Below are 11,917 nucleotides of genomic sequence, written 5' to 3'. Positions count from 1 at the left end.
GGTACTACCTCACGCGAATTGGAATGGTAAAGGAAACCGGGTCCAAGCAATCGGCGTGCTGATGCCGCACTACCCGCAGTTGCAAACGCTTCAAATACTTATCGAGCTGGGGCAACAGCGGCTGTAATTCCCGGGGAAGCGGTTTTTTCTCGTCGGGAAAGTGAGCGTGCGAAAAGGCCTCGCCGCTGCGCTTGTAGCTTAGCCGCGTGCTCCTCAGATGCCATCTTGCCACCCGTTGCCGGGCGGAGTCGGGGTACAGGGTCACGAACACCTTCCCGCCGTAAGGTTGATTGAACTCCAAAGCCGGACGTTGCGCCAAAGAATGCAGCGGGCTTATCGACCAGCAGTGAGGCGGGGAATAGTCGATGATTGTTGCGGCGGCCGAATCGACTTCCTCCACCGGTTCGACCTGGTTTCGCGGCTCTGGTGGCACGTCCTGATTTGACGCCGTCCTCACCCTATCGCAACTGCTGCCGAACAGGGGACCAAGGGTCAGAAGCAGCAGCACGGCCCGGCGGTTCATACCCAGGCTACATTAGGTGGCTCGTATCCATGTAGCTCTGCACGCTGAACATCGAGCCGGTGTAGTGCACGCGGTACAAACACAGGTTGCGGTGCTCGAAGTGGTCCATGGCGCTGAGCGGGTAGTTGAGCAGCTGGCAGAGCAGCACCCGCATGGCCCGGCCGTGCATGCACACCAGAATGGTTTCCTCGTCGGGGCGCCCGCGCAGCACCTCGTCGATGAAGGGGCGCTGCCGGGCGGCCACCTGCTCGGGACTTTCGCCGCCGGCCAGGCCCAGGTGGGTTTCGCCGCGCTGCCAGGCCCGCAGCAGGCCGTGGTACTCGATGTCTTCCTCGGGCGTGATGCGCGTGCCCTCGCGCCGGCCCCAGCTGATTTCGTCGAGCGCCCGGTGCTGCTCCTGCGGCAGGCCGGCCGCCAGAAACGGCTGCACCGACTGGTGGGTGCGCATGAGCGTGGAGGTGTAGACCCGCGCGAAGGGCAGGTGCTGGTAGGCCGCGTGAAACTGCGCCGCCTGTTGACGGCCCGCGTCGTTGAGGGGCGCGTCGACGCCGCTGCCCTGCACGATGCCGCGCACGTTGAAGTACGTCTGGCCGTGGCGTATGAGGTAGATTTTCTTGACCACGCAAATTCCGGCGTAGTTTTGCCGCTTCAAGCCCGAAAGTAGCCTTTACGGGCCGATTCCGCTCCCTGTTCCCGCCCGTCCCATGTCCCTGCCCGCCTCCCTGCCCTCCGTCGCCGACCTCAACGCCTGGTTTCGTAACACCATGGGCGAGCACCTGGGCATGGAAATCCTGGAAGTGGGCGAGCGGTTTCTGGTGGGCCGCATGCCCGTCGACCGGCGCACCCACCAGCCCATGGGGTTGCTGCACGGCGGCGCCTCGGTGGCTTTGGCCGAAACCCTGGGCAGTATCGCGGCCACGCTGCAGGTCGACCGCCGCAAGCAGGCCTGCGTGGGCCTCGAAATCAACGCCAACCACCTGAAGGGCGTGCGTTCGGGGTTCGTGGTGGGCCGCGCCGAAGCCCTGCACATCGGCCGCAGCACCCAGGTGTGGGAAATCAAGATTCGCGACGAGCAAACCGACGCGCTGGTATGCGTGAGCCGCATCACCATGGCCGTAATTGATTTGCCCGCCGCCAAACCCGCCCAGGCATGAGCCACGCCGGGGAACTGACGGCTGACGGCTTCGGGGCACTGCGCCGCCTCATTGCCCTGGCGCTGCGCCACGGCGGGTCGGTGGCGTTGTGGCGCCTGCCCCACGCCGAGGCGCCGGTGCTGCTGCTGAGCCTGCAGCCCCTGCTACTCTCGGGGCTGCCGCCGGCCCTGGAGCCCGCCGCACCGGCCGGCTTTGCCTTCTACCCGTTTCAGGACGGCGACACCGCCGAGGCCATGCTGCTGCCCGCCGACGTGGTCTTCGACGAAGCCCGGCAGCTGACGCTTTCCCCCGCCCTGCCGGCCGAAGCCGCCGCCGCCGCCCGGCGCGTGCTGGCCGAACCCGATGCGCCCACCGAGCTGAGCTGGCACGTGAGTCCGCAGCCCCTGCCCCCCACCGCCGACCGCGCCGCCTACGAGGCGCTGGTGGCCACGGGCGTGGCCGCCATCCGGGCCGGGCAGGTGCAGAAGGTGGTGTCGAGCCGGGCGGCGCGGCGGCCTTTGCCGGCCGGCTTCGACGCGCTCGGGGCGTTTCAGGCCCTGTGCGAGCAGCACCCCCGGGCCTTCGTGTCGCTGCTGAGCGCACCGCAGGCCGGCACCTGGCTGGGCGCCACGCCCGAAGTACTGGTGGAAGTAGACGGCACCGAGTTTCGCACCATGGCCCTGGCCGGCACCCAGCCGCTGACCGACGACGTGACGGCGCACACGGCCATCTGGCGGCAGAAAGACATTGAGGAGCAGGCCCTGGTGGCCCGCTACATCGTGGGCTGCTTCAAGCATTTCCGCCTGCGCGACTATGAGGAAACCGGGCCGCGCACCGTGGCCGCCGGCAACCTGCTGCACCTGCGCACCGACTTCCGCATCGACCTGCGGCGCGTGGCCTCGCCCACCTTCGGCACCGACATGCTGCGGCTGCTGCACCCCACCTCGGCCGTGGGCGGCATGCCCCGGCAGGCGGCGCTGGACTTTCTGCTGCGCCACGAGGGCTACGACCGCACCTACTACAGCGGCTTCATGGGCCCGGTGAATCTGCCCGCGCCCGGCACCTCGCGTTTGTTTGTAAACCTGCGCTGCCTGCAGCTGCGCCCCACCGAAGCCATCCTCTACGCCGGCACCGGTCTCACCGCCGACTCGGACCCGGCCCGCGAGTGGGAAGAAACCGAGCTGAAGCTGCGCACCGTGGGCTCGGTACTGGACTAACGAGCCGGTCATGGCGAGCGAAACAATCGGTTCTTTTCGCAGGCTGAAGCCGGAGGTGCTTGACGAACCGAAAACCTGCTGTCATTGCGAGGAGGCACGACGAAGCAATCTTTCCTCTCGCGGCACGACCACAAGAGCCTGACCAGCCGGAGCACATTTTCGGCTCGTCAGGCTCGTTCGGTTTCTGCTACTAGAGGAAAGATTGCTTCGCTTCGCTCGCAATGACAGGCTTCAGACGTGTACGACACGCCCGAGCAGCGTTGCCGTAGTCTGCATCATTGAGGCACCCAAACCCACAAGGCGACGGGCTCGTTACCTTTGCCGCGCCCTCATTCCGCCTGCCTTTGTCTCCGCTACAGTCCGTTCACAACATCGCCGAAATCTGCGCCCGGCACGGCATTACCGACGTGGTGTTGTCGCCCGGGTCGCGCTCGGCGCCGCTCACCATTGCCTTTGCCCGTCACCCCCGGCTGCGCACCCGCGTGGTGCCCGATGAGCGCGCCGCGGCCTTCGTGGCCCTGGGTTTGGCCCAAACGCAGCGACGGGCGGTGGCCCTGGTGTGTACCTCGGGTACGGCGGGCCTGAACTACGCCCCCGCCGTGGCCGAGGCCTACTTTCAGCACGTGCCGCTGGTGCTCTTCACGGCCGACCGCCCGCCCGAGTGGATTGACCAGCTCGACGGGCAGACCATCCGCCAGGCCGACCTCTACGGCGGGCACGCCAAGGGCGCGTTTGCGTTTCCGGCCGACCTGACTCACCCCGACGCCCGCTGGCACGCCACGCGCATGGTGTCGGAGGCCATCAACCTGGCCCAGGAGTTTCCGGCCGGGCCGGTGCAGGTGAACGTGCCCCTGCGCGAACCGTTTTACCCGGCCGCCGGCGAGGAAATCCGCTACGAGCAAGTCCGCATTCAGCAGCACACCAGCCTGAGTCCGCAGCTGCCGGCCGCCGAGCTGAGCGCGTTGCGGCAGGAGCTGCGCCAGACGCCCCGGGCCCTGGTGGTGGCCGGGCAGCACCCGGCCGACGAGCCGCTGCTGCTGGCCTTGCGGCAGCTGGCCTCGGCCTACCAGATTCCGGTGGTGGGCGACCTGATTGCCAACGTGCACCTACCCGCCGGGCCCGACTACGACATTCGCACCGCGCCGCTGGGCCGCCAGGACGTGTTTATGGCCGTGCCCGAAGTCGGGCTAAAGGAGGCGCTGCGGCCCGAGCTGCTCATCACCTTCGGCCAGTCACTCATCTCGAAGGCCCTGAAAAACTACCTGCGCGAGTACGCCCCCCGGCAGCACTGGCACGTGCAGCCCGCCGGGCCGGTGGCCGACACGTTTAAGTCGCTCACCCGCGTGATACGCATGGAGCCGGCGGCGTTTTTTCAGGCTCTGCTGAGCGAAGAAAAGGCAGCAACGAATAACGAAAAGCCGCAAAACAGGCAATTGCGCCTGACCTGGCAGGGGCCCGGCGCAGCGCGCGACCAGGCGGCCGCCCCCCGCGACGCCTTTGCCACGCCCTGGCAGCGGGCCAACGGCTGGGCCACCGACTTCCTTGCCGGGTTCATGCAGGAGCCCGGGCAGCCATTCAACGAGTTCACGGCCATTTACCGCGCCCTGCAGCGGGTGCCCGACCGCGCCGCCCTGCACCTGGCCAACAGCATGGCCGTGCGCTACGCCAACATCCTGGGCTTGCCCGCCGGCCGCGCCATCGAGGTGTTTGCCAACCGCGGCACCAGCGGCATCGACGGCTGCAACTCCACGGCGGTGGGCGCGGCGCTGGCCCGACCCGAGCGGCTGGTGGTGCTGCTCACCGGCGACGTGGCGTTCTTCTACGACCGCAACGCCTTCTGGCACAACTATCCCACGCCCAACCTGCGGGTGATTCTGGTAAACAACCACGCCGGGGGCATCTTCCGCCTCATCGACGGGCCCCGGCAGCAACCCGAGCTGGAAGAGTTCTTCGAAACCCGCCAGACGCTGACGGCCGAAAACACCGCCCGCGACTTTGGGTTACGCTACCAGCGCGTGCAAAGCTTTGCCGAGCTGGATAAGGCGCTGCCCGCTTTCTTTGCACCCGCGAAGAAGGGCAACGCCACCCTGTTGGAAATTACCACCGACTCGGTTACCAACGCCGCCTTCTTCGAGCAGTACCGCGCCGCCGTGCGCACGTCTTTTTCCTCTTGAACTGCCTTGGCGTCCTCTGCGCTTAACCTCTGCGGCCTCTGCGGGCTACATCCGTAACAACGACTTAGCCCGCAGAGGCCGCCGAGGAAAACGCTGAAGGCGCTGAGCTCAACGACCCTTTTATGTCCCAGCAAGTAACCTGGACGCCCATCAAGGAATTCAAGGAAATCCTGTTTTCCGAGCACGAGGGCATTGCCAAAATCTCCATCAACCGCCCGCAGGTCCACAATGCCTTCACCCCGCTCACGGTGCAGGAAATGATTGAGGCCATGGACATCTGCCGCAACCGCACCGACATCGGCGTCATCATCCTCACCGGCGAGGGCGGCAAGGCCTTCTGCTCGGGCGGCGACCAGAGCGTGCGCGGCCACGGCGGCTACGTGGGCCAGGACACCATTCCGCGCCTGAATGTGCTTGACCTGCAAAAGCAGATTCGCTCCATTCCCAAGCCCGTCATTGCCATGGTGGCCGGCTGGGCCATCGGCGGGGGGCACGTGCTGCACGTGGTGTGCGACTTGAGCATTGCGGCCGACAATGCCCGCTTCGGCCAGACGGGCCCCAACGTGGGCTCGTTCGACGGCGGCTTCGGCGCCTCGTACCTGGCGCGGGTGGTGGGCCAGAAAAAGGCCCGCGAAATCTGGTACCTCTGCGACCAGTACGACGCCCAGGAAGCCCTCGACATGGGCCTGGTAAACAAAGTGGTGCCCCTGGAAAAGCTGGAGGAAACCACCCTGGCCTGGTGCCGCAAAATCCTGCAGAAAAGCCCGCTGGCGCTGCGCATGCTCAAGTCCTCGTTCAACGCCGAGCTCGACGGGCAGGCCGGTATTCAGGAGCTGGCCGGCAACGCCACCTTGCTGTACTACCTCTCGGAGGAAGCCAAGGAAGGCAAGAACGCCTTTATGGAAAAGCGTCAGCCCGACTTCTCGAAGTACCCCAAGTTCCCCTAACCGACTTGGCTCTTCGCTCATTGAAGCCCGCGCAGCCCCCGCTGTGCGGGCTTTTTGTTTGCCCGCGGCCCTGAACGGCCGGCGGCCCGGCCGCGGCGTGGTATGCTGGAAAAAACCAGCCGAAGCCGCCTACAAAAAACCCTTCGCAAAACTTGGATTATTCCGCCTAATCAGTACTTTACCTCCACCAAAACCAAACACCTAACCACCGTTCTGTGCATGACCAAAACCCTACTCCTCTGGGTAGGCCTGCTCGGCCTGTCCCCCACCCTGCAGGCGCAAACGGCGCCCGCCCACACCGTCGGCGCCGAGACGCCCTACGCGGCCGAGTTTGCCGCCGCCTACCGCCAGCACCCCGAGGTGCCGCGGGGCGTGCTCGAAGCCGTGGCCTACACCCAGACTCATATGCGCCACATCGGGGCCGACGAGCAGCTGAGCTGCACGGGCATGCCGCTGCCCTCGGGCGTGATGGGCTTGTTTGCCGACGGCCGCAACTACTTCCGCGAAAACCTGCGGCTGGTGGCCTCGCTTTCGGGCATGAGCGAAGAGCGCATCAAGCTCGACCCTGCAGCCAACATCATGGCTTACGCGGCAGCCTATGCCAGGCTGGCCAAGGAGCGCGACCTGACCGGAGCCGACCTGCCTCAGCACCTGCCGGTGCTGCTGGCCCTCAGCGAGCTGCCGCTGGAAAAAGACGCGGTCAACAACTTTGCCCTCGACTCGCACCTCTACAGCGTATTGACGTTCCTGAACAAGGCCGACAACCAGCAGCGCTACGGCTTTCCCAGCTACCGCCTCGATCTGCCGGGCATCTTCGGGGCCAACTACCAGGTGCTGAGCGCCGCCACGGCCGAGGTGTCGGCAGATGCGGTACGGGGCAACGGACAGGTGTACAACCCGGCCGGCTCGACCTACGCCGTGGCCGCTTCCGCCGACTACGGCCCCGCCCTGACGAACCTGACGACCTGCAACTACAGCTCGCGCAGCGGCACGGCTATTACCCACTACGCGGTGCATACCGTGCAGGGCACGTATGCGGGCTGCATCTCCTGGTTTAAGAACTGCTCGGCCCAGGCGTCGGCGCACTACGTCATTCGTTCGAGCGACGGGCAGGTAACGCAGATGGTAGCGGAAGCCAACAAGGCCTGGCACGTCGGCTCCGAAAACCCCTACACCATTGGCACCGAGCACGAGGGCTACGTGAACGACGCCTCGTGGTACACCACGGCCATGTACAACAGCTCGGCGGCCCTGGCCCGCGACATCGTGGGCAGCGGCTACGGCATCAGCGGGCTGCGCACCTACTACGGCGCGGCCACCACGGGCGTGCTCAGCACCGGGGCCTGCGTCAAAATCAAGGGCCACCAGCACTACCCCAACCAAACCCACACCGACCCGGGCGTGAACTGGAACTGGGAACGGTTCTACACCCTGGTCAACAACGCGCCCAGCGTCACCACCTTCACGGCCGCTTCGGGCAGCGTGTTTGACCCGGGCGGCAGCGCCGGCAGCTACGGCAACGACGCCCGCCAAAGCCAGCTGATTGCCCCCACCGGCGCCAGCAGCGTCACGCTTTCCTTCACCAGCTTCGACCTCGAAAGCAATTACGACTACCTGCTGGTGTTCAACGGCTCCAACAACCAGGCGCCGCTGCTGGGCAAATTCTCGGGCACCGCGCTACCGGCCACGCTCACGGCCTCCTCGGGCAAGATGTTCCTGGAGTTCCGCAGCGACTGCGCCACCACGCGCCCGGGTTTCGCGGCCAACTACACGTCGAACGGCGGCGGCTCGACTTCCTGCCCTACCGACGGCTACGAGGCCAACAACACCCTGGCTGCGGCCCCGGCCATTGGCGTGAACGTGAACAACACGGCCTACGTGTGCCCGGCCGGCGACTCGGACTGGTACCGCTTTACCAGCAGCAGCACCAACAACAACCTGCGCATCACGCTCACCACGCTGCCCGCCGACTACGAGCTGGAGCTCTACAATGCTGCCGGCACGCTGCTCTACAATTCCACCAACCCCAGCACCACCGCCGAAACCATCACCTACAACGGCGCCCCGGCCGCTACCTACTACGTGCGGGTGTATGGCTACAACGGCGCCACCAGCAGCTCGGCCTACACCCTGCGCGTTGCCACGCAGTCGGTGGCCTGGCGCGAGGCGGGTACTTCGGTGATGACGGCCGCGGGGCAGGAAATCGAGCGGCCCCAGCTGAAAATCACCAACCCGGCCGAGGCGGGCGGACAGGTGTGGCTCACGGCCGCCAACTACGAGGGCGCGGCCCAGCTGTGGCTGCGCGACACCCAGGGCCAGCCCATCGGCACCCAAACCCAGGCCGAGCTGAAAGCCAATCAGCCCCTGGGCTACACGCTGCCGGCCAACCTGCGCCCCGGCATGTACATCGTAACGGTACAGCTGCGCAACCACGTGCAGAACCTGAAGCTGCTGGTGCGCTAAGCGCCCGTAGCTGCTGAATCCGGAAACGGCCCGGCCCGCACCCTGCGGGCCGGGCCGTTTGGTTGATCATCGGTTCGAGTCAGGCCGCCTTTTGGTTTTCTACTGTTTACTTGCTGCCCGCCAGCAGCCGGTCAGGCGCCCTCCGCTCAGGGCTGATTGCTGGTTGGACTTTCTCAGTTGGCCGAATCCCCGCAACTTGCACCGGCCCGGAGTTACGCTGCGCCCGAACGCCGCCCCACAGCCTGCTATGCCCCATTCGGCAACCAGCCTGCTCCCTGGCGACAAAACCGAACCCGATACCGGAAATGGAAATCAGCGCGCACGAAATCAACGACCTGAAAATTGCCGAGGTTGTTTCCGATGAGGTCGTCATTCAAACCGCCGCCGACGGCCTCGACCTGCTCGGCAACGTGTATTACCAGGGCTTCGATGGCCTGCTGCTGCACCAGCACCAGCTCACGCCCGACTTCTTTGCGCTGCGCACGGGCGTGGCCGGCGAAATCCTGCAGAAGTTCAGCAACTACCGCGTGCGCCTCGCCATTGTGGGCGACTTCAGCTACTACACCAGCCAAAGCCTGCGCGACTTCATGGCCGAAAGCAACCAGGGCCGGCAGGTGAGCTTCGTGAGTACCCGCGAGGAGGCCCTGCAACGCCTGGCCCGCCAGTAACCCACTCCCGCGGCTTGGGCCCGCCGCCGCCGTCCCGCTGAAAGCTCTGGGCAGCGGCCCCGGCGGCTCCATTTGCCTGGTCCAAACCGTGGCATTCCTCGTTGCCGTATCTTGCCCGGCCCTAACGATGCGCGCGGTTCTGCTGTTGGCAGCCCGGGTATAGGTGGGGGACCGGGCCGCCGCGCCGGCTGGCTTGTTGGTTGCTTTCTACGCCTGCTTTCCCATGAAATATCTGCTGTTTTCGCTGCTGCTGGCCGCAACGGCCCCGGCCCTGGCCCAATCGTCGGCCCGGCCGGCCCCGGCTACCGCCCCCGATGCGGCCCGCCCCCTGCTGCAAGCCGAGGCGGCCTGTGGCCAATGCAAGCTGGGCCTGCCCGGCAAAAACTGCGACCTGGCCGTGCGCCTCAACGGGCAAGCCTATTTCGTGGACGGCACCACCATCGACGAGCACGGCGACGCCCACGCCCAGGATGGGTTCTGCAATGCCATTCGGCAGGCCGAGGTACAAGGTACGGTGGTCAACAACCGCTTCCAGGCCACCTATTTCCGCCTGCTGCCCGAGTCCCCGGCCGCCCCGGCCAAGCCCTGAGGCCGGGCGCCCCTGGCCTAGCAGCGCCGCGCCTGTTACGCGGGGCGGTTGGCTTTGCCGGGCGGAGTTGGCTCCTAGCCCGTTGCATACATCTTTCCCCGGGCCGCACCGCCGGCCCGGGCCTATTCCGCCCTGCGGCAGCTGTCTGAATGAAATTTTTGTTCCTCGTTTTGCTGCTTACCGTCCCGTGCTTCGGGTATGGGCAAAAAAGCAAACCCGTTCATATCCCCGGCACTACCGGCTTCCAGGGCTGGACGGCTAATGACTTTCTTGAGCATCGTATCAGTAGTGTAACGGCGTATTCTCAGATGCTTAACAAGAAAGGCAAGCCAAAAAAGGATAGTGTAATGTTATACCAAAAGCATTTTAATGTTCAACAACATAAAATTTTTGGTATAAATAGCAAAACATATAACGTTACGCATAACTTACCTGTTATTACATGGCAGCAAGAGGAGAGTATTTACGATTTCAATAACAGATTAACCAGTCACAACCATTACCACTACAGTGATAATATCAAATACACTCAAATTGTTGATAAAAATCACATCAGAGGACGTATAGCAAGATTTACATACGACCACTCAAATAGATTAGTCAAAGAGAGCAGCTACAATTTTTATGAGCACTACAAATCATCTTCTTTTCCTGTCGACACAGTATATGTACGCCGCACAAACAATCACCAGACTCACGAGTATATTTATAGTGCCGACAGTCAGCTAGAGCAACACTTCATTAGTCGGGATAGCACGATAGAGGATACTAGAAGCACAAGCAACCCACTTATTCAAAACACAAAAACTACTTGTGACCATTGCCACCCAAACTATTTAAGCAGCACCAAATATTATAGTAAAGACCATAAATTACTTAGCTACATCATGTTCACACAAAATCAACAACCCTATTCCAAACAGCATTATTTCTATGACTCACAAGAAAGACTGGTAAGAGAAACCGATTCCACTAGCTGGTATTCTTCCACTTCAAGACTCTACCTTAAATCCATTATCACATATCAATATACCAATCAAGGCAAAATCATGACAGAAGTCCAATATAAAGCAAACGGATCTGCAGACCCAGAATCTACAGAAACCTCATACTTTAACACAGATGGAAAGCTTGTTAAAAAGCACCATTCCTTCAATGGCACTGACTACTGCAATGAATACGTATTTGCATACATCAATAGCGAGTTAATCAAAGAGAAATGTATTTCCAATTCTACGCATCATCGTATTACCTACTATTTCTACAACCGCAACGGCCTGTTGAGCCAGGAACGCGCTACCCGCAACGGCAAGCTGGAAGAAATCATCCGCTACCACTACACGCACTACTAACCCGTCTTTCGGGAGGTCGGGTTGAGCCCTAAAAGAGGGGCGGCGCCATTAGGCACCGCCCTTTTTTACTGCCCTAGCCCCGGCTTTGGCACGGGTGGGTTTTGGCATTGCGGCCCACGCGCCCTGGTAGCTGCTGGCAGCTGCGGCTTCGGGGCGCCGCACCGCTTCGTCCGTAAACGCCGGAGAAGTTGCCGCCTCGTATCCTGCCGCAACTGTTCCGCACGAACCGGCTACCCTGGCCTAATCGGCAGCGGCTGTACCCGAAGCCTGATCTTATCCAACCTATGCGCCGGTCACTGTGCCCCAGGTTCTGCCTCTACTGCCCGAAGCTCCGCCGCTAGTAACCAAAGAGGCATCTATACCGACCGAAGAATAGAAAAATCCTATAGATGAAGCTTAGGTTCCTATAGATGGCTCTTCGGTTACTATCGATGGCGCTTTGGTTGTTATCGATGCCTCTTCGGGTTCTATAGACGACGCTTTGGTTTATAGAAATGGCTCTTGGGGTCCTATAGATGCCTCTTTGGTTGCTATAGATGACGCTTTGGTTACTGATTTCGGGGCTTTGGTTGCGCTAAACCAAGCAAGCAGCTCGGGGTTGGGCTATTTCCGGATACAGTAAAATTTTTTATGGAATTCACTTGACACTGTTGAGGTAAACGTTTAGGTTGGAAGCAGCTGGTTGTCAGCGGGCCAACCTATTTTTTTCATCTCTACCCTTTACGCAGTTTGTGTTATGAATGCCCAACCTCCCTTTGCCGAGTATCCCTTTAGCCAAGCCCAGCTGTGGCAACGCTGCCTTGAGCTACAACCTTCGCTGGAACGCGATGCTGCCGCACTAACGGTGCGAG

The 11,917-nt window shown here is 62.6% G+C and carries 10 protein-coding genes; 8 read left to right on the top strand and 2 right to left on the bottom strand.

Annotated features, from left to right (window positions below):
- Positions 1-4: 4 nt before the first annotated feature.
- Entirely contained in the window at positions 5-523 is a 519-nt protein-coding gene (locus ACE191_RS00475) for a hypothetical protein (RefSeq protein ID WP_400190210.1), read from the bottom strand.
- A 7-nt stretch (positions 524-530) separates the two neighbouring features.
- A complete protein-coding gene (locus tag ACE191_RS00470) occupies positions 531-1,145 on the bottom strand; it encodes a histidine phosphatase family protein (RefSeq protein WP_400190209.1) in 615 nt (204 codons plus the stop codon).
- 82 nt (positions 1,146-1,227) lie between these two features.
- On the opposite strand from ACE191_RS00470, the gene ACE191_RS00465 reads away from it, so the two are divergent.
- From ACE191_RS00465 to ACE191_RS00430, 8 genes are all read left to right on the top strand, one after another.
- Entirely contained in the window at positions 1,228-1,677 is a 450-nt protein-coding gene (locus ACE191_RS00465) for a hotdog fold thioesterase (protein WP_400190208.1), read from the top strand.
- Complete coding sequence (locus ACE191_RS00460; RefSeq protein ID WP_400190207.1) at positions 1,674-2,873, top strand: chorismate-binding protein; 1,200 nt, start codon at positions 1,674-1,676, stop codon at positions 2,871-2,873. The genes ACE191_RS00465 and ACE191_RS00460 overlap by 4 nt, the downstream gene beginning before the upstream one ends.
- 344 nt (positions 2,874-3,217) lie before the next feature.
- The gene (gene menD / locus ACE191_RS00455) at positions 3,218-5,047 is read left to right on the top strand and encodes a 2-succinyl-5-enolpyruvyl-6-hydroxy-3-cyclohexene-1-carboxylic-acid synthase (protein ID WP_400190206.1); all 1,830 of its coding nucleotides are present in this window, start codon (positions 3,218-3,220) and stop codon (positions 5,045-5,047) included.
- Positions 5,048-5,169: 122 nt separating this feature from the next.
- On the top strand, positions 5,170-5,994 hold the full coding sequence (menB, locus tag ACE191_RS00450; protein ID WP_400190205.1) for a 1,4-dihydroxy-2-naphthoyl-CoA synthase: 825 nt from the start codon (positions 5,170-5,172) through the stop codon (positions 5,992-5,994).
- A gap of 219 nt (positions 5,995-6,213) precedes the next feature.
- Positions 6,214-8,457 carry an N-acetylmuramoyl-L-alanine amidase gene (locus ACE191_RS00445; RefSeq protein ID WP_400190204.1) on the top strand — a complete coding sequence of 748 codons (2,244 nt, stop codon included), beginning with the start codon at positions 6,214-6,216 and terminating at the stop codon, positions 8,455-8,457.
- 305 nt (positions 8,458-8,762) lie between these two features.
- Positions 8,763-9,125, top strand: a complete 363-nt coding sequence (locus ACE191_RS00440) for a DUF4180 domain-containing protein (protein ID WP_400190203.1) — start codon at positions 8,763-8,765, stop codon at positions 9,123-9,125.
- A 223-nt stretch (positions 9,126-9,348) separates the two neighbouring features.
- On the top strand, positions 9,349-9,714 hold the full coding sequence (locus ACE191_RS00435) for a DUF6370 family protein (RefSeq protein WP_400190202.1): 366 nt from the start codon (positions 9,349-9,351) through the stop codon (positions 9,712-9,714).
- Positions 9,715-9,863: 149 nt separating this feature from the next.
- Complete coding sequence (locus ACE191_RS00430; protein ID WP_400190201.1) at positions 9,864-11,066, top strand: hypothetical protein; 1,203 nt, start codon at positions 9,864-9,866, stop codon at positions 11,064-11,066.
- Positions 11,067-11,917: the final 851 nt, after the last annotated feature.

The organism is Hymenobacter sp. B81, assembly GCF_044628455.1.
Taxonomy (GTDB): Bacteria; Bacteroidota; Bacteroidia; order Cytophagales; family Hymenobacteraceae; genus Solirubrum.
The sequence above is the reverse complement of the archived record's forward strand: the minus strand, read 5'-3'. Positions and strand labels throughout refer to the sequence as shown.

What these genes read in the sequence shown, in the direction of transcription:
- ACE191_RS00445 (WP_400190204.1), top strand. Translation starts at nt 6,214, where the DNA reads ATGACCAAAACCCTACTCCTCTGGGTAGGCCTGCTCGGCCTGTCCCCC.
- ACE191_RS00475 (WP_400190210.1), bottom strand. Translation starts at nt 523, where the DNA reads ATGAACCGCCGGGCCGTGCTGCTGCTTCTGACCCTTGGTCCCCTGTTC.
- ACE191_RS00440 (WP_400190203.1), top strand. Translation starts at nt 8,763, where the DNA reads ATGGAAATCAGCGCGCACGAAATCAACGACCTGAAAATTGCCGAGGTT.
- ACE191_RS00435 (WP_400190202.1), top strand. Translation starts at nt 9,349, where the DNA reads ATGAAATATCTGCTGTTTTCGCTGCTGCTGGCCGCAACGGCCCCGGCC.
- ACE191_RS00465 (WP_400190208.1), top strand. Translation starts at nt 1,228, where the DNA reads ATGTCCCTGCCCGCCTCCCTGCCCTCCGTCGCCGACCTCAACGCCTGG.
- menB (WP_400190205.1), top strand. Translation starts at nt 5,170, where the DNA reads ATGTCCCAGCAAGTAACCTGGACGCCCATCAAGGAATTCAAGGAAATC.
- ACE191_RS00460 (WP_400190207.1), top strand. Translation starts at nt 1,674, where the DNA reads ATGAGCCACGCCGGGGAACTGACGGCTGACGGCTTCGGGGCACTGCGC.
- ACE191_RS00430 (WP_400190201.1), top strand. Translation starts at nt 9,864, where the DNA reads ATGAAATTTTTGTTCCTCGTTTTGCTGCTTACCGTCCCGTGCTTCGGG.